Origin of the sequence: Actinobacillus suis ATCC 33415 (genome assembly GCF_000739435.1) — a bacterium.
Taxonomy (GTDB): domain Bacteria; phylum Pseudomonadota; class Gammaproteobacteria; order Enterobacterales; family Pasteurellaceae; genus Actinobacillus; species Actinobacillus suis.
In genome coordinates, this window is record NZ_CP009159.1 from 2320223 (window position 1) to 2341730 (window position 21508).

19 protein-coding genes are annotated in these 21508 nt (G+C 36.7%); 18 read left to right on the forward strand and 1 reads right to left on the reverse strand.

Annotated elements, in window-relative coordinates:
* Window positions 1-150 precede the first annotated feature (150 nt).
* The 5 genes from tig to cysE all read left to right on the forward strand — a co-directional run bounded on the left by tig (window position 151) and on the right by cysE (window position 4589).
* Window positions 151-1452 carry a trigger factor gene (tig, locus tag ASU1_RS10795; protein ID WP_015674386.1) on the forward strand — a complete coding sequence of 434 codons (1302 nt, stop codon included), beginning with the start codon at window positions 151-153 and terminating at the stop codon, window positions 1450-1452.
* 132 nt (window positions 1453-1584) lie between these two features.
* A complete protein-coding gene (locus ASU1_RS10800; RefSeq protein WP_039195594.1) occupies window positions 1585-2034 on the forward strand; it encodes a rhodanese-like domain-containing protein in 450 nt (149 codons plus the stop codon).
* Between the two features lie 22 nt (window positions 2035-2056).
* Window positions 2057-2554: a protein-export chaperone SecB gene (secB, locus tag ASU1_RS10805; RefSeq protein WP_039195596.1), complete on the forward strand. Its 498-nt coding sequence runs from the start codon at window positions 2057-2059 to the stop codon at window positions 2552-2554.
* 197 nt (window positions 2555-2751) lie between these two features.
* Entirely contained in the window at window positions 2752-3762 is a 1011-nt protein-coding gene (gene gpsA / locus ASU1_RS10810) for an NAD(P)H-dependent glycerol-3-phosphate dehydrogenase (protein ID WP_039195598.1), read from the forward strand.
* Window positions 3763-3773: 11 nt separating this feature from the next.
* Window positions 3774-4589 carry a serine O-acetyltransferase gene (gene cysE / locus ASU1_RS10815; RefSeq protein WP_039195600.1) on the forward strand — a complete coding sequence of 272 codons (816 nt, stop codon included), beginning with the start codon at window positions 3774-3776 and terminating at the stop codon, window positions 4587-4589.
* A 112-nt stretch (window positions 4590-4701) separates the two neighbouring features.
* Here cysE and erpA read toward each other — a convergent pair whose 3' ends face one another.
* Window positions 4702-5043, reverse strand: a complete 342-nt coding sequence (gene erpA, locus ASU1_RS10820; RefSeq protein WP_005621291.1) for an iron-sulfur cluster insertion protein ErpA — start codon at window positions 5041-5043, stop codon at window positions 4702-4704.
* 228 nt (window positions 5044-5271) lie between these two features.
* Here erpA and ASU1_RS10825 point away from each other — a divergent pair, with 228 nt between their 5' ends.
* From ASU1_RS10825 to rpoD, 13 genes are all read left to right on the forward strand, one after another.
* The gene (locus ASU1_RS10825; RefSeq protein ID WP_051889509.1) at window positions 5272-8148 is read left to right on the forward strand and encodes a CDP-glycerol glycerophosphotransferase family protein; all 2877 of its coding nucleotides are present in this window, start codon (window positions 5272-5274) and stop codon (window positions 8146-8148) included.
* 56 nt (window positions 8149-8204) lie between these two features.
* On the forward strand, window positions 8205-8996 hold the full coding sequence (locus tag ASU1_RS10830; protein ID WP_039195808.1) for an ABC transporter permease: 792 nt from the start codon (window positions 8205-8207) through the stop codon (window positions 8994-8996).
* Window positions 8997-8998: 2 nt separating this feature from the next.
* On the forward strand, window positions 8999-9730 hold the full coding sequence (locus tag ASU1_RS10835) for an ABC transporter ATP-binding protein (RefSeq protein WP_039195602.1): 732 nt from the start codon (window positions 8999-9001) through the stop codon (window positions 9728-9730).
* A 13-nt stretch (window positions 9731-9743) separates the two neighbouring features.
* Window positions 9744-10814 carry a glycosyltransferase family 2 protein gene (locus ASU1_RS10840; protein WP_039195604.1) on the forward strand — a complete coding sequence of 357 codons (1071 nt, stop codon included), beginning with the start codon at window positions 9744-9746 and terminating at the stop codon, window positions 10812-10814.
* A 1-nt stretch (window position 10815) separates the two neighbouring features.
* Window positions 10816-11964, forward strand: coding sequence for a UDP-galactopyranose mutase (gene glf, locus ASU1_RS10845; RefSeq protein WP_039195606.1), 1149 nt, complete (start codon window positions 10816-10818; stop codon window positions 11962-11964).
* 58 nt (window positions 11965-12022) lie between these two features.
* Complete coding sequence (locus tag ASU1_RS10850; protein WP_039195608.1) at window positions 12023-12943, forward strand: glycosyltransferase family 2 protein; 921 nt, start codon at window positions 12023-12025, stop codon at window positions 12941-12943.
* Window positions 12944-12948: 5 nt separating this feature from the next.
* The gene (locus ASU1_RS10855; protein ID WP_039195611.1) at window positions 12949-13722 is read left to right on the forward strand and encodes a DUF4422 domain-containing protein; all 774 of its coding nucleotides are present in this window, start codon (window positions 12949-12951) and stop codon (window positions 13720-13722) included.
* A gap of 5 nt (window positions 13723-13727) precedes the next feature.
* Entirely contained in the window at window positions 13728-15146 is a 1419-nt protein-coding gene (wbaP, locus tag ASU1_RS10860) for an undecaprenyl-phosphate galactose phosphotransferase WbaP (RefSeq protein WP_039195613.1), read from the forward strand.
* A gap of 82 nt (window positions 15147-15228) precedes the next feature.
* Window positions 15229-16302: a dTDP-glucose 4,6-dehydratase gene (rfbB, locus tag ASU1_RS10865; RefSeq protein WP_039195615.1), complete on the forward strand. Its 1074-nt coding sequence runs from the start codon at window positions 15229-15231 to the stop codon at window positions 16300-16302.
* Window positions 16299-17177 carry a glucose-1-phosphate thymidylyltransferase RfbA gene (gene rfbA, locus ASU1_RS10870; protein ID WP_039195617.1) on the forward strand — a complete coding sequence of 293 codons (879 nt, stop codon included), beginning with the start codon at window positions 16299-16301 and terminating at the stop codon, window positions 17175-17177. Before rfbB ends, rfbA begins: the two co-directional genes overlap by 4 nt.
* Before the next feature lie 206 nt (window positions 17178-17383).
* The gene (gene rpsU, locus ASU1_RS10875; RefSeq protein WP_005598703.1) at window positions 17384-17599 is read left to right on the forward strand and encodes a 30S ribosomal protein S21; all 216 of its coding nucleotides are present in this window, start codon (window positions 17384-17386) and stop codon (window positions 17597-17599) included.
* A 180-nt stretch (window positions 17600-17779) separates the two neighbouring features.
* On the forward strand, window positions 17780-19522 hold the full coding sequence (gene dnaG / locus ASU1_RS10880) for a DNA primase (RefSeq protein WP_039195621.1): 1743 nt from the start codon (window positions 17780-17782) through the stop codon (window positions 19520-19522).
* Between the two features lie 105 nt (window positions 19523-19627).
* Window positions 19628-21484, forward strand: a complete 1857-nt coding sequence (rpoD, locus tag ASU1_RS10885; protein WP_039195623.1) for an RNA polymerase sigma factor RpoD — start codon at window positions 19628-19630, stop codon at window positions 21482-21484.
* The last annotated feature ends 24 nt before the right edge of the window (window positions 21485-21508 follow it).

Genomic DNA, 21508 nt, shown 5'->3' on the forward strand with positions numbered 1-21508 from the left:
GCTTGTTCGGTAAATTTTGCTGATTTTTTCATTTCTGCGCCATCATTTGGCAGATGTTCTGCGCAATATTCCTCGACAGCCCATTGACATAACGTTACAATGGATGTCTATTTCTGTATCTTTTATATACCCACAACTTGAGGTTTAAGAATGTCAATTTCTATTGAAACTTTAGAAGGCTTACAACGCCGTGTAACTATTACTGTAGCTGCAGACAAAATCGAAGCAGCTTATAAAGAACAATTAAAAGGCTATGCGAAAAACGCTCGTGTAGATGGTTTCCGTAAAGGTAAAGTACCACACGCAATTATCGAACAACGTTTCGGTTTAGCGGCTCGCCAAGATGTATTATCTGATGAAATGCAACGTGCATTCTTTGATGCAGTAATCGCTGAGAAAATCAACCTTGCAGGTCGTCCTACATTCACTCCTAACAACTACCAACCAGGCCAAGAATTCAGCTTCACTGCGACTTTTGAAGTATTCCCAGAAGTTGAATTAAAAGGTTTAGAAAACATCGAAGTTGAAAAACCGGTTGTAGAAATCACAGAAGCTGATTTAGACAAAATGATCGATGTTTTACGTAAACAACAAGCGACTTGGGCTGAATCACAAGAAGCTGCAAAAGCAGAAGACCGTGTTGTAATCGACTTTGTTGGTTCTGTTGACGGTGAAGAGTTTGAAGGCGGTAAAGCGACAGACTTCACTTTAGCAATGGGTCAAGGTCGTATGATCCCTGGTTTCGAAGAGGGTATCGTTGGTCACAAAGCTGGCGAACAATTCGATATCGATGTAACTTTCCCTGAAGAATACCACGCTGAAAACTTAAAAGGTAAAGCGGCGAAATTCGCAATCACACTTAAGAAAGTAGAAAACATCGTATTACCTGAATTAACAGAAGAATTCGTGAAAAAATTCGGTTCAGCAAAAACTGTAGAAGATTTACGTGCAGAAATTAAGAAAAATATGCAACGTGAACTTAAAAATGCAGTAACTGCACGTGTTAAAAACCAAGTAATCAACGGTTTAATCGCACAAAACGAAATTGAAGTACCGGCTGCAGCAGTAGCGGAAGAAGTTGATGTATTACGTCGTCAAGCGGTTCAACGTTTCGGTGGTAAACCGGAAATGGCTGCACAATTACCGGCAGAATTATTCGAAGCGGATGCAAAACGTCGTGTTCAAGTAGGTTTATTACTTTCAACTGTAATCGGTACTAACGAATTAAAAGTTGATGAAAAACGTGTTGAAGAAACGATTGCAGAAATCGCTTCAGCTTACGAACAACCGGCAGAAGTTGTTGCTCACTACGCGAAAAACCGTCAATTAACTGAAAATATCCGTAACGTGGTATTAGAAGAACAAGCGGTTGAAGCAGTACTTGCAAAAGCGAAAGTAACTGAAAAAGCAACCTCTTTCGATGAAGTAATGGCTCAACAAGCTCAGGGCTAATTCTCAAATACAAAGCTCTCCGTTTTGGAGGGCTTTTAATTAGCATTTTATAAGCGGTTGATTTTAGAAAAAAATTTGCAAAAATTTCTCTAAAAATAACCGCTTTTATTTTAACCAAAAGAGAATTTAGTCATGGATTTAACCTTTACTCAGCAACTTCAACAATTTGTTAGCGCTCACCCGATCCTTGTGTTTGCGTGGATTGCGGTATTTGTTGCAGTGCTATTTAGTCTTTATAAAGGCGCTACCAGTAAATTTAAAACAATCGAACACGCACAGGCGACCCAACTTGTGAACAAAGAAGACGGTGTATTCCTTGATTTACGTTCAGAAGATGAGTTCCGCTCAGGTCATATCGTAGATAGCCACCATATTCTGCCAAGCGAAATCAAAGCGAATAATGTTCACCCGATTGAAAAATATAAAGATCGTCCGGTGATCTTGGTTGATACTAATGGTTTTTCTGCCGGGACAAGCGCAGATTTACTTGCAAAACAAGGCTTTAGCAAAGTATATGTGCTAAAAGAAGGTATTTTAGGCTGGCGTTCGGCAAACCTTCCAACCGTTAAAAAACATAAATAATTTAGTTAATTAAGGAAATATTATGGCTGAAGAAAATCAAGTTGCTGCTCAAGAAGAACAGCTCCCATTTGAACTTCAAATTCAACGTATTTATATCAAAGACGTTTCGTTTGAAGCACCGAACTTACCAACTATTTTTCATCAAGAGTGGAAACCGCAATTAGGCTTTGAGCTTGATACTGAAACAAAACAGTTAGATGAAGACCTTTATGAAGTGGTATTACACATTAATGTTTCAACCACATTAGAAGATAGTGGTGATACTGCATTTATTTGTGAAGTAAAACAAGCGGGTGTATTTACAATTAAGGGCTTAGAAGGCCTTCAATTGGCACATTGTTTAGCATCACAATGTCCTAACGTGCTTTATCCTTATGCACGTGAATTAATTGCTAGCCTAGTAAACCGTGGTACATTCCCTGCATTGAATTTATCACCGGTAAACTTCGATGCACTGTTTATGGATTACTTACAACGCCAAGAAGCAGAGCAAAACGCAGAAGCGCCAGCAGTAAACTAGTCTTTTTTAAAGGTATGCAATTTTGCATACCTTTTTCTTTACCTCTCCAATTCTGCTTATCACAACGTAAAACTTTGTATAGGTTTAAGTTGCCTGAATTGACGGATTCACATCAAATGATATATTGAGCCTTTCTATTTTAGTTAGTCCATTTTGATTCCAATCTCTAAATACTTCATTGCATAAGGATAATATTAATGAGTGAAATATATTCCGCGCCTGTCACGGTTTTAGGTGCAGGTTCTTATGGTACAGCACTAGCTATTGCGCTGGCTCGTAATGGTCATAAAACTTATTTATGGGGACACCAGCCGGAAAAAATGGCAATTTTGGCCGCGGAACGAATGAATAATGCTTTTTTACCAGATATAGCTTTTCCGGACGCTTTGGAAGTGGAAAGTGATTTAGCTCAAGCGCTTGCCAAAGCAAAGGATATTTTGATTGTTGTGCCAAGCCACGTGTTTGCTGATGTATTGATGCAAATTCGTCCATTATTGAATGCTCATCATCGTATTATGTGGGCAACGAAGGGATTGGAACGTAATACCGGAAGATTATTACAAACGGTTGCCGAAGAAATTCTTGGTACTCAATATCCGCTAGCGGTACTTTCCGGCCCGACTTTTGCAAAAGAGTTAGCACAAGGTTTACCGACTGCAATCGCTTTAGCCTCAAACGATAAGCAATTTGCTGACGAAATGCAGCAGCGTATTCACTGTTCCAAGGCTTTTCGTGTTTATTTAAATAGCGATATGATTGGCGTACAATTAGGCGGTGCGATTAAAAATGTGATTGCAATTGGGGCGGGTATTTCTGATGGTATGGGATTTGGAGCCAATGCCAGAACAGCGTTAATTACCCGTGGTTTGGCGGAAATCAGCCGTTTAGGCGCATCACTTGGTGCAAATGCTAACACTTTTATGGGAATGGCGGGGCTAGGCGATTTAGTGTTAACTTGTACCGATAATCAATCACGTAACCGTCGTTTCGGCTTAATGCTTGGGCAGGGTAAATCTGCTGAGGATGCAATGGCGGAAATCGGGCAAGTGGTAGAAGGTTTTTACAATACCAAAGAGGCGTATTTACTGGCTCAAACCCAAGGGGTTGAAATGCCGATTGTTGAACAGATCTACCAGATGTTATTTTGTGGTAAAAATGCACATGATGTTGTTGCAACTTTATTAGGGCGTGAACGCAAAGGCGAATAAAGAGGTTTTACATGAACGAAAGCGAACTTAATCAAATTTGGCAGAATATCCGAGAAGAAGCGCAGGAATTGGTTGATAGTGAGCCGATGCTTGCCAGCTTTTTCCATGCGACTATTTTAAAGCATAGTAATTTAGGTGGCTCACTGAGTTATATCTTAGCCAATAAACTGGCTAACCCAATTATGCCAGCGATTGCGTTAAAAGAAATTATTGAAGAAGCCTATCAGGCTAATCCTCAAATTATTGCTAGTGCTGCCTGTGATATTGATGCGGTTCGTACTCGAGATCCTGCGGTAGATAAATGGACAACACCACTGTTGTATTTAAAAGGCTATCATGCGATCCAAAGTTATCGAGTCACCCATTACCTTTGGCAACAAGGTCGTAAGGCATTGGCAATTTATCTACAAAATGAAATCTCTGTAGCATTTGATGTTGATATTCATCCGGCAGCGAGATTAGGCTGCGGCATTATGTTTGACCACGCAACAGGTATTGTAGTGGGTGAAACTGCTGTGATTGAAAATGATGTCTCGATTTTGCAAGGCGTTACGCTTGGTGGTACGGGTAAAGAACACGGTGATCGTCACCCGAAAATCCGAGAAGGCGTGATGATTGGCGCCGGTGCAAAAATCTTAGGTAATATCGAAATTGGACGCTATTCGAAAATTGGGGCGAATTCAGTTGTATTACAACCAGTACCGGATCATGCAACCGCTGCAGGTGTACCAGCTCGTATTATCGGACAATCTTCCGTACAAAAACCGGCGTTTGATATGAACCAATATTTTGAAGATATCGAAGGGACTTATGGAGATGGTATCTAGGCTAAAAAGTAACCACGATTTTTAGGGATTAAAAGGGCTGAATCCGGCAATATTCTGGATTCAGCCCTTAATGTTAGAATGCTATGGAAAGTCGTAAGACAAGCGGTCAATTTTAAATGCTAAATGACGAACCGCAGCCACAAGTTGAACTTGCATTCGGGTTTTGTACTACAAAGCGAGAACCGTCCAAGCCTTCGGTGTAATCAACCGTGCCGCCGATTAAATATTGCAGACTCATTGGATCAACCACTAAGCCAACATTCTGATTCTCAATAGTTAAATCACCTTCATTAATCTGGTCGTCAAAGGTAAAACCGTATTGGAAACCACTGCAACCACCACCCGTAATATACACTCGTAAACGAAGATTCGGGTTATCCTCGCCCTCAATTAAACTCTTAACTTTCTTCGCCGCAGCATCGGTAAAGATAAGAGGGATTTGAATATCGTTCATTTTTTCTTCTCACACCAAACTCTAGGTAAGTCTTCATTATGTACTAAGATTAAGCATTGGGCAATAGGTTTAGAGGCAAAATAGTAGTGAGGCTACCAGAATAGATTTTGTCAAAATAATGGAATTCTTGTATAATTTACAACACATATATTGTCCATTTTAGTACAGCGTACTTATGGAGTAACAAGAAGTTATTTACAAATAAACAATTAAACATTTGGTCGAATTATGCAAAATTTTAAAGGAAAATTAAGAAAAGCAATAAATGATCCAGTTTGGGCATTTAAACGTTCATTATCTTTAACTAAAGAATATTATCATTCTAAAAATCTAAAATATAGAAAATATATTCCATTAAAACATAATGGAAATTTCGGATATACAGTCGTATCTGCGGTATATAATGTAGAAAAATATTTAGATGAATATTTTGAGAGTTTGGTTAACCAAACTTTGGATTTTAAGAAGCATATTCATCTTATTTTAGTTGATGATGGTTCGAAGGATTCATCGGCAGAAATAATTAAGAAATGGCAAGAGAAATATCCAAATAATATTACTTATTTATATAAAGAAAATGGTGGTATCTCTTCAGCTAGAAATTTTGGCATGAAATATGTTAAAACTGAATGGGTAACATTTATTGATTCAGATGATTTTGTATCACCGAATTACTTCCAGCTAGTAGATGAAGAACTATCTAAAGATAGCTCTTTGGAAATGGTAGTTGGAAATTTATATTATTATCATGATAAAACTAAGGTTGCATCAGATACACACCCTCTTAAATATCGCTTCAAACATAATGTAACAAAAGTTCCCGTTACTAATATGGATAACTATATTAATTTATTCGTAACAGTAACATTCTTTAAAACTCAGCATTTAAAAGACTCAGGGATTGAATTCGATTCACGAATTAAGCCTCATTTCGAAGATGGAAAATATTTAGCAGACTACCTTTTATATGTATATAAAGGAAATATTGCCTATATTAAGAATGCTATTTTTTATTATCGTAAACGTGGAGATGGTAATTCTACGATTGATACTGCATGGCTTAAGAAAGAGAAATTCTATGATCTGCTGCAATATGGATATATTAATTTACTTGAGGAGCATAAAGCTAAATTAGGTTTTATTCCTAAAAATATTCAATATACCGTATTAATGGATTTATCTTGGCATGTGAAAGAGTTATGGAATAATCCGGGTAGAATGGATTTAGCATTGTTAACTCCTTTTGAAAAAGAACGCTATTTTTCTTTAATGAAACAATGTTTTGCTTTTATTGATAGCCAATATATTAAAGAATTTAATATGATTGGGATATGGGAAATGCAAAGAGTTGGTATTCTTGGTCTTAAGGATGATAAGCCGGATAATTATACAGCATTTGTAGAAAATATTGATATTGCTAAAAAACAGATTCTTGTTTGTTATTTTGTGGCAAAAGATACTCTTGCTCAATTTAATTTAAATGGTATAGACACAATTCCACAATTTATTAAATCAAAAATGAACACAGTGGGTTATATGCCATTTGTAATGGAAAAGCGTTGTTGGGTTCCATACACAGATGAGTCAGAAATCCTTTCGGTAAATATTGATGGTAAGTTATCAAGCCTATCTATTTGGAATAAGCATTATAAACAACTCTCAATTGGTGAGATATTAAAGAAATTCCATCAACCAAGTAAAAAGTATGCATCTGATAATAGCTGGGTCCTTATGGATAGGGATGTACAGGCGGATGATAATGCAGAACATTTATACCGTTATATTAGTAAACATTATCCTATGCAAAAATGTTACTTTGCTTTAAATAGAGATTCTCATGATTGGAATAGATTAGAAAAAGAAGGATTCAATCTACTTGAGTTTGGCTCGGATAGTTTTGAAAGACAGCTAAGAAAGGCATCTAAAATTATTAGTAGTCATTTTGATGGATATATTCAAAATTATTTTAAAGATGAATATGAGCATTCTAAAAAGTTTGTATTTTTACAGCATGGCGTAACTAAAGATGATATGTCAAATATTCTTCTTTATAAAAGAAATATGCTTTGTATGTTGACTGCAACACATGCTGAATATGAGTCGATTATTAAAGAAAATAGTGGATATCAAATTGGTCTAAAAGAAGTCGCTTTGACTGGCTTCCCTAGACATGATGCTCTTTTAAAAGAAAATATTACTGATAATCAGCAAATTTTAATTATGCCAACTTGGAGAAATTATATTGTTGGAGAGGCTCTAGAAAATAGTAATAAAAGAGCTATAAACCCAGATTTTATGGGAACTGACTATGCACAACATTGGTCTTCTTTGCTAAGAAGCCCAAGGTTAGAAAAGTTAGTTAAAGATCATGGTTATAAAGTTGTTTTTGCTCCTCATAAAAATATTGAACCATATTTATCTCAATTTCAAATTCCGGAGTATATTGACGTTTGGTCTGCAGGAACATCAGAATTAAGTATCCAGCAATTATTCCAGTCTTCTCAATTGATGATTACAGATTACTCATCAGTTGCGTTTGAAATGGGATTATTAGAGAAAATGGTTTTATATTACCATTTTGATCAGGATAAAATCTTTGCTGGAAATCATATTGCTCAGAAAGGATATTTTTCTTATGAACGAGATGGCTTTGGTCCGGTGGCAACTACTGAGGGTAAGGTATTAGACAATTTAGAGCAATTATTACTTAATAAAGGTAAACCATTTGAGCCGTACTTATCTCGTATTATGCAAACTTTTCCATTTAGGGATGGAAATAATTGTGAAAGAGCTTTTCAAGCTATCAAAAATCTCGATGTTTATGATGATAGTATAAATTTGGACCTCTTAGAGCAATATACTAAATTAGCATATACTGAAAAGGCATGGTCATTATTTAATGAGCGTTCTAATAAATTATTAGAATTAGGAAATCAAGAACAGCAGCAGTTTGTTATTGAATCAAAATTAAATGCTTTACAGACTCAATTAATAGATTTAGTAAATAATTGTGGTATTGAAAAATCACATTTAAGTACTATGAATCCTAATATTGATCCTAAACAGCGTAAATTATTAGATTTATTAACAGAAGTAGCTAGTTAGGTGGCTTGAAAGGGGCTGTTTTAGTCCCTTTTAAAATTTACAGAAAGTATATTGTTATGATTAATAATTTAATTGGAAAATTCCAAAGATTCTATGCATTTGATGAGCTACTAAAACAATTAGTATTTAGAGATATTAAATTAAAGTATAGAAGAAGTTATTTAGGATATCTATGGAGTATATTAAATCCATTGATGCTAATGATTGTGCAAATTATTGTGTTTTCAAATGTATTTAAGTTTGACACTCCTAATTTTCCTTTATATTTAATATCAGGCCAGATTATCTTTAATTTTATGGTTGAGGCGACAAATAATGCAGTTTGGTCGATTAGAGGTAATGCATCTCTAATAAAGAAAACCTATGTGCCAAAATATATTTTTACTATTTCTAAAGTAGGAAGCTCACTTGTTAACTTAGTTTTTTCCTTAGGAGCATTACTTTTAGTAATGATCGTTACTAATGCTGCGTTTTCTCTAAATTTATTATTTTTTCCATTTATACTATTACAATTATTTATTTTTGTATTAGGTGTTAGTTTATTTCTCGCTGCGTCAACAGTATTCTTTAGAGATATTCAATATTTGTGGGGGGTATTTATTTCTATGTGGATGTATTTAACACCATTATTTTATCCAGTAAGTATTATACCGGAAAAATACCAATCTATTTATAAAGGTATTAACCCTATGTATTGGTATATTGAGCAGTTTAGAGATATTGTTTTATATGCTAAATTTCCATCTCTACTAGCAATTAGCATTGGAACAATTACAGCTTTATTAGCACTTATAATCGGTGCATGGTATTTTAATAAAAGACAAGACGAATTTATTTTATATATATAGTTATGGAAAAAGATACTGTTATTAAAGTTACAAATGCAACAGTGCGTTTTAACAAAGCTACAGAAGATTATAATGGTCTCAAAGAGTATTTTATAAAAATGCTTAAAGGACAATTAATGTTTCAAGAGTTTTTCGCCCTGAAGGATGTCACTTTCGAAGTAAAAAGAGGGGAGTCTTGGGGATTAATTGGGACGAATGGATCAGGTAAATCAACTTTGCTAAAGCTTATTTGTGGGATTCTTAAGCCTTATAAAGGAACTGTTGAGGTTAATGGTAATATTGCTCCATTAATCGAATTAGGTGCTGGCTTTGATGGCGAATTGACCGCCCGTGAGAATATTTATTTAAATGGAGCTTTATTAGGGCATAAGAAAGCTTTTATGGATCAGCATTTTGATGAAATTATCGAGTTTGCAGAATTACAAGATTTTGTTGATGTACCTTTGAAAAATTTCTCTTCAGGGATGTCTGCTCGCCTAGGCTTTGCTGTAGCAACAATTGTGAAACCAGAGATCCTTATTGTAGATGAGGTGTTAGCTGTTGGGGATGCAGCATTTCAAGAGAAATGTAAGAAAAGAATGGAACAGATGCTGTCTGGTGGCACGACATTATTATTTGTATCTCATTCAATTCATCAAGTTAAAGAACTTTGCCAGAAAGCAATTTGGATTGATAAAGGTGTAATTAAAGCTTGTGGTAATGCAGATGATGTCATTCCATTATATGCAAAATAAGGAAGATAAATAAATGTCAAATCCGATTTTAGTTAGTATTGTTGTTGTTGCATATAATGTTGTTGAGTATTTGTCTCAAGCGATTGATTCTGTTCTTTCACAATGGGATGATAATTGTGAGCTAATCATTGTCAATGATGGTGCTACGGATGGAGCTTATTCTTTATTAGAAGAGTATAAAGCGCGTATTGCTTCGGATAGGTTTGTACTCATTCATAAAGAAAATGGGGGGGTATCGGATGCAAGGAATGTTGGCGTTAAAGCGGCTCAAGGTGAATATATAGCATTTCTTGATGGAGATGACTTTTTAGTACCAAATAGACTAAAGTTAATTAAGAATGTGTTACAAGAGAATTTACCTGATTGTCTTGTCATTAATTTTAATTATTATACGGACTCTAATATAGAGTTCAATCCTATTCAGAGTTCATTTAAAGAGCGTAAGCTAATGAGGAACTCAGATGATAAATCAGATTTCTTAGTATCTGTATATAAAGATGCTCAGCTTTATCCATGGAAATATATAATTAGAAGAAATATTCTAAATAAATACCAATATCCTGTTGGTAAAACCTATGAGGATGTAGCTTGTTTGCCTCTTCAAATACTAGACTGTGAGACACTATATTACCTGCCTTTAGATTTCATTCAGTATCGTCAACGTTCTGGTAGCATTATGCGGGTGAAAAGCGAGGAAAATATTTTGAGCTTATCTTCGTCTTTGTCGACAGTAACAAGTAGTATTCGCAAGAGATATAACGATAAGATTCCGAAGCACTTGGCATTAGAACATTCTATTTTTAGTTTATATTTATTTACTTGGGCTTGTGGTGATTCATTAGCAAATAGAAATTTAGATGTCAGAGTATTATATAATAGATATAAAAGTGATTTTGATTATTCTAATTTAGTTCTTATTTCAGAATTAAAGTCGGCAATGGATAGAGATAAAAAGAATTGGCGCAAGTTTTGGCTTTTCTATTATATTCCAAATTCTTTTTATCTTGCTCATTACCTTCGTCATCATTTTAATAAAGCATATAAACTTTTAAATAAAGTTCGAGAATTGGTTTATAAAACATAATATGAAATTTCTCCTAGTCGGCGCAGGCTTTTCAAATGCAGTTATTGCTCGTGAACTTGCAGAACAAGGTTATCAAGTAACCGTTATTGACCAGCGTAATCATGTGGCGGGTAACTGCCACTCTGAACGTGATGCTGAAACGAATGTGATGGTTCATGTTTATGGCCCACATATTTTTCATACAGATAACGAACGTGTGTGGAATTATGTAAATCAATTTGGCGAATGGATGCCGTTTGTTAATCGTGTAAAAACCATTAGCCAAGGTGCAGTGTATTCATTGCCAATTAATTTGCATACGATTAATCAGTTCTTTGGTAAAACTTGTTCACCAAGTGAAGCGAAAGCGTTAATTGAAAGCCAAGCGGATATGTCGATTACCGATCCGCAAACGTTTGAAGAACAAGCGATGCGTTTTGTCGGTCACGATTTATATAAAGCGTTTTTCTACGGTTACACCAAAAAGCAATGGGGTGTAGAGCCGAAAGAGTTACCGGCAAGTATTTTAAAACGTTTGCCGGTGCGTTTTAATTATGATGATAACTACTTTGCGCATAAATTCCAAGGTATGCCGAAAGACGGCTATACTGTGATTGTGGAAAATATTTTAAAACACGAGAATATTGAAGTACGTTTAGCGACACCATTTACTGAAAGTATGAAAGCGGAATTCGATCATATTTTCTGGTCTGGGCCTCTAGATGCGTATTTTGGCTTTGAGCTAGGCCGTTTAGGTTATCGTACGCTAGATTTTGAAGCATTCCGCACTGAAGGTGATTTCCAAGGTAATGCAGTAATTAATTATGGTGATGAAGAGGTTCCTTATACGCGTATTTCGGAACATAAACATTTCGCACCGTGGGAAAATCACGAAAAAACGATTTGCTATCGAGAATTTAGCCGTTTATGTGAAGAAAAGGATATTCCATATTATCCGATTCGCTTAGTAAAAGATAAAGCCTTATTACAACAGTATGTTGAAAAAGCGAATAAAGAAACGCAAGTTACCTTTGTTGGTCGTTTAGGGACATATCGTTATTTAGATATGGATGTAACCATTAAGGAAGCTTTAGAAACTGCTGATGATATAAAACAAGCGTTAGCGTGTGAGCAGAATTTACAACCATTTTATGTAAATATGGATGTGTAAAATTCTTTGGAAAATAGACCGCTTATTTTGAAGCGGTCTTTTATTGATAGATTAACTTATGCAGAATAAAGCCATTTGTGCAGTTGTAGTTACGTACAACCGCAAAGAATTATTACTAAATTGTTTACAAGCGTTGCAAGCTCAAAGTTATCCTCTGGCTCATATTGTAGTGGTAAATAATGCCAGTACGGATGGGACAGTGGATTTTTTGCGTACTAAAGGTTGGCTAGATAATGATAAGTTTACACTTTTAACGCTTGATATTAATCAAGGTGGGGCAGGTGGTTTTTATGCTGGTATTGAGTTTGCTTATCAACGTGGCTTTGATTATATTTGGTTAATGGATGATGACGGTTTACCCGAAAAAGATAGTCTGGCTGAGTTAATGCCGTACGCAAATGATAATACTTATATTGGTCCTTTAGTATTAAATAATAAGAATCCGAAGGAACTTACTTTTACTCTACGTTTACCAAATAGTAAAAAAGTATTAATGGGTTTAGAGGATGTAGAAAAAGCAACTGTTGATAATATTATTCCTGATATTGTTATGCCATTTAATGGGATTTTATTTTCAAATAAGATGGTGGAGGAAATAGGCTTTCCTAAAGCATCTTATTTTATTTGGGGTGATGATATGGAATACACTTGGCGGGCTAAGAAAGCAGGCTTTAAGGTATTTACGGTAACTTCCTCTAAATTTTATCATCCTAAGGAATTAACATTAGGTACACCAATGTTTTTTAATTTATTAAAATTTAATGATACTGAATCTAAATTAAAACTCTATTGTATGTGCAGAAATAATCTTCGTAATCTGATTGATTATAAAGGGAGTTTAATTGCTGCCTTATTTTGTATTAAGGTAGGTTGGTTTTTTCTCTTCACTAAACCAAATTTAACCAAATTGAAAATTGGGTTAAGAGGTATTTGGCATGGTTTAGCCAAGAATTTCTCCCATCATAGAGAATACTTATAAATATTATGAGCAGAGTTAAGATTCTAATTGCAACTCATAAACAGTATGAGTTTCCTAATTCAGCTTCTTATGTACCAATCTATGTCGGAAAAGTACTTCATCAGCAGCAACTAGATATTCAAGGTGATGATACAGGCAATAATATTTCTTCGAAAAATGGTTCGTTCTGTGAATTAACCGCTTTATATTGGGCTTGGAAAAATAATGTATTCCCAGAGAGTGATTATATAGGATTAGTTCATTACCGCCGATATTTTAAAGGTAAAGAGGTTGTGTTAAAAGGGAATACAATTGCTTCGGAAAATGAATTATTAGTAGATTTAGCTCAATATGATGTAATTGTTGCTAAGAAGCGAAATTATTATATTGAGACGATTTATGAGCATTATAAAAATGCACATCATATTAAAGATCTAGATTTAACTAAAGAAATTATCAAGCAAGATTTTCCTGAATATATGATTGCATTTGAGAAAGTAATGTCAGGAAAAACACTGCATCTATTTAATATGTTTGTATTAAATAGAAAGCATTTCACACAATATTGTGAATGGCTGTTCCCTATTTTATTTAAATTAGAGTCACAAATTGATATTACTCATTATGATAATTATCAGAAACGTGTTTTTGGATTTCTTGCTGAGCGTTTATTTAATGTTTGGCTTGTACATCATGGTTTAAAAATAAAAGAAGTTAATGTGGTTTCACTAGAAGGTGAAAATTTATTTAAAAAAGCATTAGGCTTATTAAAAAGAAAATTTCTAAAAAATAAAAGGTAACTAAAATGAAAAAGCAGATGTTATGTAAATACATTCTTGCATTTACTGATTTTTTGCTCTTTTCGCTTTCTTTTTTACTTTCCTTAGAGTTATTGCAGCTATGGACTGGGGATTTAGATAAATACTTTCCCTATGATCAAATTGAAGATCGAGTAATTATCCATCTTTTTCTTGCAGTAATTTGTGTTGCTTGGTTTGGTATTAGGCTAAGGCATTATACTTATCGTAAGCCCTTTTGGTTTGAGTTAAAAGAAGTCGTCAGAACACTAGCAATTTTAGCGGTGATTGAATTAGCGACCATTGCGTTTTCTAAACTTTATTTTTCTCGCTACTTATGGGTTTTAACATGGTCGATTGCATTAGTGTTTGTGCCATTAGGACGTATCTTAGTTAAAAACTATTTGATTAAAACCAAGCTATATTTGAAAGATACCATCATTATTGGTGGTGGAAGAAATGCGATAGATGCTTATTACGCTTTGATGAGTGAACCTTATTTAGGGTTTAAAGTAAAATATTTTATTGCATTGACTGAAGCTCCTGAGTTAAAGCAGCTAGGTGTTCCGGTTATTAATGAAACACGGCAAAGTTTGTGGGAGTTAGTAACAAAAAAATCGGATCAATTTATTATTGCATTGGAAGATAATGAAAATGATCAGCGTGATAGCTGGTTAAGATATTTATCTAAGCAGTGCTATCGTTCGGTATCAGTAATACCTACGTTAAGAGGATTACCGTTATATAGTACGGATATGTCATTTTTATTTAGTTATGAAGTTATCCTACTACGAGTAAATAATAATTTAGCCAAGCTCTCTTCTCGAGTGTTAAAACGAGCAATGGATATTGTTGGTTCTATTTTATTGATTATTTTTACCTCTCCTATTTTAATTTGGCTTTATTTTACGATTAAGAGAGACGGTGGTAATGCAATTTATGGCCATTTGCGAATCGGACAAAATGGAAAACCATTTAAGTGCTTAAAATTTCGTTCGATGGTGTTGAATTCTGAGCAAGTGCTTAATGAATTATTGGCTTGTGATGAAACCGCCAAAGCTGAGTGGGAAAAAGATTTTAAGCTGAAAAATGATCCTAGAGTGACAAAGATCGGCGCTTTTATCCGTCAAACAAGCTTAGATGAGCTACCACAGTTATTTAATGTTCTTGTCGGACAAATGAGCTTAGTTGGGCCTCGGCCGGTTGTAACAGATGAGCTTGTTTATTATAAAGAGAATTTAGATTACTACCTGATGGCAAAACCAGGTATGACAGGTTTATGGCAGGTGAGTGGTCGTAATGATGTGGATTACGATACACGTGTTTATTTTGACTCTTGGTATGTGAAAAACTGGTCATTATGGAACGATATTGCGATTCTTTTTAAAACAATTACTGCGGTGCGTAAGCGAGCAGGAGCATATTAGAAAATTAAAAGCAGAAAGATCTTCTTTCTGCTTTTTTATTGCTCATATAAAATAGAATATATCTTTAATTTGTGATGTATTTATGAAAACGATCTTTATTACCGGCGGAGCAGGATTTATTGGATCAGCTGTAATTCGCCATATTATTAATCATACTCAAGATGTTGTCGTTAACATTGATAAACTAACCTATGCCGGAAATCTTGCCTCATTGGAAGGTGTGAGTAACAGTTCACGTTACCATTTTGAGCAAGTGGATATTTGTGATAGCGGTCGAATTTCGCAGCTTTTTTGCAAGTATCAGCCGGATGCTGTTATGCATCTTGCAGCGGAAAGCCATGTTGATCGCTCGATTGACGGGCCATCTGCGTTTATTCAGACGAATGTTATTGGCACTTATACTTTACTTGAAGCAACTCGTAACTATTGGAACGGCTTGAGTGTAGCTAAAAAAGCCGCTTTTCGTTTTCATCATATTTCAACAGATGAAGTTTATGGCGATTTACACGGCATGGAAGAGCTATTTACCGAGCAAACGCCTTATGCGCCAAGTAGTCCGTATTCAGCTTCGAAGGCAGCGAGCGATCACTTAGTTCGAGCTTGGTTTCGTACTTATGGCTTACCGACACTCGTCACGAATTGTTCAAATAATTACGGTCCTTATCATTTTCCGGAAAAGCTGATTCCACTGATGATTCTAAATGCGCTAGAAGGGAAACCGCTGCCGGTTTATGGCGATGGTTTGCAAGTTCGAGATTGGCTGTTTGTAGAAGATCATGCTCGTGCGCTTTATAAAGTAGTGTGCGAAGGTAAAGTGGGCGAAACCTATAATATTGGCGGTCATAACGAAAAGACAAATATTGAAGTTGTGCGTGCGATTTGTCAGTTGTTGGAAGAATTTATCCCTAATAAACCAAGTGCTATAGAAAAATATGAAGATTTGATTACTTATGTCACCGATAGACCGGGGCATGATGTTCGCTATGCAATTGATGCGAGTAAAATTGCTAATGAATTAGATTGGCAACCACAAGAAACGTTTGAATCTGGGTTACGTAAAACGGTGCAATGGTATTTAACGCATCGAGATTGGTGGCAAGCAATTTTAGATGGCACATATAACCGTGAGCGTTTAGGGTTGCGGGAGGAATCATGAAGGGGATCATTTTAGCTGGCGGATCCGGTACACGTTTGTACCCGATTACGCGAGGTGTCTCTAAGCAATTACTGCCGGTATATAATAAGCCGATGATCTATTATCCATTATCGGTGTTAATGTTAGCTGGCATCCGAGAAATTTTAGTGATTACCACACCGGAAGATAATGAGAGTTTTAAACGCTTATTAGGAGGTGGATCTGATTTCGGCATTCAGCTTTCTTATGCTATTCAGCCAAGCCCAGACGGTTTAGCGCAGGCATTTTTAATCGGTGAAGACTTTATCGGTAAGGATAATGTTTGCTTGATCTTAGGAGATAATATTTTCTACGGTCAGGGCTTCACACCAACATTACGTAAAATTTCTGAGCGTGAATACGGCGCAACGATTTTCGGTTATCAAGTGAAAGATCCCGAACGATTCGGCGTTGTGGAATTTGATCCAGCTTACAGAGTTCTGTCTATTGAAGAAAAACCAGCGCAACCAAAATCGGATTGGGCGGTCACCGGTTTATATTTTTATGATAATCGAGTAATAGATTTTGCCAAAAAAGTCACCCCATCAGTACGAGGTGAATTAGAAATTACCTCGATTAATCAAATGTATTTACAAGACGGATCTTTAAATATTCAGTTACTTGGGCGTGGCTTTGCTTGGTTGGATACCGGTACGCACGATAGTTTGCATGAGGCTGCTTCATTTGTGAAAACGATTGAGCATGTGCAAAACCTACAAGTTGCTTGCTTAGAAGAGATTGCTTGGCGTAATAATTGGTTGAGCTCCGAGCAAGTTGAAGCTTTAGCGAAACCTATGGCAAAAAATGCGTATGGGCAATATTTACTAAGATTGATTCAGACAAGCAGAGATATTTAGGATCATTTAAGATCCTAAAAGCCTTATGATTGAGTTAATGAACAAAAATAGATGAAAAAATAGTAAGTTTTGAACCATTTTCTAGGTGAAATTACCCTTTACTTTAAAGGCTAGCTGCGGTAAAATGCGCTACCTTTTTTAGTTCTATGTCGCCAAAAATTGATGTGCGACTTTATTTAAACATATATTTCCTGAGGTGATGGCATATGCCAGTAATTAAAGTTCGTGAAAATGAATCATTTGACGTTGCATTACGTCGTTTCAAACGCTCTTGCGAAAAAGCAGGTTTATTAGCAGAAGTTCGCGCTCGTGAATTCTACGAAAAACCAACTACAATTCGTAAACGTGAAAAAGCATCTTTAGCTAAACGTCACGCTAAACGTAATGCACGTGAAAATGCACGTAACACTCGTTTATACTAATTAGCAGTCTGCTATTTAGCTTAAATTAACTAAAACCGTGAAACCTTTTGGAATCACGGTTTTAGTGTTTTTAGTGAACCCACCTATGTAACCTATTAGTAAATAAGCGGTCAAATTTTCATAATTTTTTGCAAAATTTAGCGTAATTTTAACCGCTTGCCACTATGACAAGGAGAATCAATGAAAGGCACAATTCCTCGTTCGTTTATTGATGATCTTGTTGCGCGTACTGACATTGTTGAGCTGATCAATAGCCGAGTCAAACTCAAGAAAGCAGGGAGAGATTATCAAGCCTGTTGTCCGTTTCATCACGAAAAAAGTCCTTCGTTTACCGTAAGTCAATCTAAACAGTTTTATCACTGTTTTGGTTGCGGTGCACATGGTAATGCGATTAGCTTTTTGATGGATTACGATAAACTGGAATTTCCGGAGGCAATTGAAGAACTTGCGGCGATGCAGGGTTTGGAAGTACCGCGTGAAAATGTGATCGCTCGTGACGGCAAGCCTCAGGCAAGTTATAAAACTAAACGTAATTTATATGAGCTGTTAGAAGCGATTAGTCAGTTTTATCAACAAAACTTAACTCAAGATATTCCTAGCCAAAGCTACTTACAAAGCCGTGGATTATCACCGGAGATCATTGCTCGTTTTGAGATCGGCTTTGCACATAATTCAATGGATTCGGTATTACGCAAATTCGGCACGAATCGTGATGAAGTACAGAAATTGTTCGATACGGGCATGATTACGCAAAATGATAGCGGTCGAATTTATGATAAATTTCGCAATCGAGTAATGTTCCCGATTCGTGATAAACGTGGACGAGTGATAGCCTTTGGTGGGCGAGTGATGGGGGATGAACGACCTAAATATCTGAATTCACCGGAATCGGCGACTTATCATAAAGGTAATGAACTGTACGGTTTATTTCAAGCGTTGCAACAGAATGAAAACCCTACCTCACTCGTTGTGGTCGAAGGGTATATGGATGTGGTTGCATTAGCGCAATTCGGGGTAGATAACGTGGTAGCGTCACTCGGTACGGCAACTACCGGTGAGCAAATTCAGCAAATGTTCCGTGTCACCGAACAAGTGATCTGTTGTTACGACGGTGATAGAGCCGGACGAGAGGCGGCATGGCGAGCGTTTGAAAATGCATTGCCATATTTGCATGACGGGCGTCAGCTGAAATTTATTTTCTTGCCGGACGGCGAAGATCCGGACAGTTTTGTTCGAGCGCATGGCAAGCAAGGCTTTGAGGCATATTTGCAAAATGCGATGTCGCTTAGTGATTTTCTGTTTGATTCACTGATTGCGCAGGTCGATCTCTCTAGCAAAGAAGGTAAATCGAAATTGGCGGCATTAGCCGTGCCGTTGATTAACCGTATTCCGGGGGAAATGTTGCGTGTTTATTTACGCAACATTCTTGGACAAAAGCTTGGGATTTTAGATCCGGCGCAATTGGAGGCAATGTTGCCAAGTCGAGTGCAATCCGTACAGAAACCGGCGGTACAACCATTGCAAATTAAGCGAACGCCAATGCGTTTATTAATCGCTTTATTATTGCAAAACCCTGAATTAGTGAAATTTGTGCCAGATATTTCAGCCCTTAAAACGTTGGATGAACCGGGCTTTGAGTTATTACTGGAATTGGTTGATGTTTGCCAACAAAAAGTCGGTGTATCAATGGGGGCTTTACTCGAACATTGGCGAGATAAACCGAATTATCGCACTCTTGAGTTATTAGCGAATTGGGATCATCTGGTGACACCGGAAAATATTGAAAGTACCTTTATCGAAACACTTGATTTTCTTTATGCAAAATTAGTGGAAAAACGGATCGAAGTATTGATTGCTAAAGATCGCACAGTAGGCTTAAATGCAGAAGAAAAGCAAGAATTGGTGATGTTAATTGCACAGTAATTAAGCGGTCATTTTTAAGAAATTTTTTGCAAAACTATCAAGAAAATTGCAATTAATGGTATAATCCAACACTATTTTTGCTCGCACACAAAACGGATACACATTATGGAACAACAATTAGAACAGCAATCTCAATTAGAACTTCTGATTGCCCAAGGGCGTGAACAAGGTTATTTAACCATTTCAGAAGTGCACGACCACTTACCGGAAGAGTTGGTTGATGCGGAGCAGATCGAAGATATTATTCAAATGATCAACGATATGGGGATCAAAGTTTTAGAAACCGCCCCGGATACTGACGAGTTAATGCTCGCAGAGAATATCGCTGATGAAGATGTCGTGGAAGAAGCGACTAAAGTACTTTCAACGGTAGAATCGGAATTAGGTAGAACAACGGATCCGGTTCGTATGTATATGCGTGAAATGGGTACGGTGGAATTACTTACCCGTGAAGGCGAGATTGATATCGCAAAACGTATCGAAGAAGGTATCAATGAAGTGCAATGTGCGGTTGCAGAATATCCGGAAGCCTTAACTGAATTAATCGGCTTTTATGCGCAAGTTGAAGAAGGCACAATGCGTTTGTCTGACTTAGTGACGGCGTTTGTTGATCCGAATGCGCAGGAAGAAGCAACGGTGGAAGATCTAGAAGCCGTGCTTGATGATGAAGATGCGGAAGCGGTGGCCGATGTGGATGATGAGAGCGAAGAGGAAGAAAGCGATAGCAGTGCGGATACGGGCGATGACAACTCAATCGATCCTGAGCTTGCTCGTGAGAAATTCTATGCGTTACGTGAGCAGCACGAGAAAGCATTGCAAGCGATTCAAAAACACGGTCGTGGTCATAAAAAATCAAGAGAGCACATCCAAGCGCTTTCAGATATTTTCCGTGAGTTCCGTTTAGTACCGAAACAATTTGATTTACTTGTGGAATCAATGCAAAAAATGATGAAACAAGTGCGTGCGGAAGAACGTCAGATTCAGCGTTATGCGGTTGAATATGCACAAATGAAAAAAGCCGATTTCTTAAAATTATTCCAAGGTAACGAAACTTCGGAAGAATGGATTGAAAAAGCAATCAACGCGAAAAAAGGCGCAGCACCGAAATTGGCTAACTACGTTGATCAAATTCGTGTCAATATCGCAAACTTACAACGTATGGAACAAAGTACTGGTTTAACGGTGGCACAGATCCGTGAAATCGGCGGTCGTATTGCAAATGGTGAGTTAAAAGCTCGTCGTGCGAAAAAAGAGATGGTCGAAGCGAACTTACGTTTAGTAATCTCGATTGCGAAGAAATATACCAACCGTGGCTTACAATTCTTAGACTTAATTCAAGAAGGTAACATCGGTTTGATGAAAGCGGTAGATAAGTTTGAATACCGTCGCGGTTACAAATTCTCTACTTATGCAACATGGTGGATTCGTCAGGCGATTACCCGTTCAATCGCAGACCAAGCTCGTACCATCCGTATTCCAGTGCATATGATTGAGACCATCAATAAACTTAACCGTATTTCTCGTCAATGCCTACAAGAAATGGGACGTGAAGCGACTCCAGAGGAGTTAGCGGAGCGTATGGGAATGCCGGAAGATAAGATTCGTAAAGTGCTGAAGATTGCAAAAGAGCCAATCTCAATGGAAACCCCAATTGGTGATGACGATGATTCACATTTAGGTGATTTTATTCAAGATGAAAGCCTTGAATTACCGTTAGATTCGGCAACAGCAGAAAGCTTACGTATTGCAACTAATGAGGTGTTAGAAGGCTTAACACCACGTGAAGCGAAAGTATTACGTATGCGCTTTGGTATTGATATGAATACTGACCACACACTTGAGGAAGTTGGTAAACAATTTGATGTAACGCGTGAACGTATTCGTCAGATTGAAGCGAAAGCGTTACGCAAACTTCGTCATCCAAGCCGTTCAGAAACGTTACGTAGTTTCTTAGACGACTAATAAAGTAAATGAGAAAATGCCCAA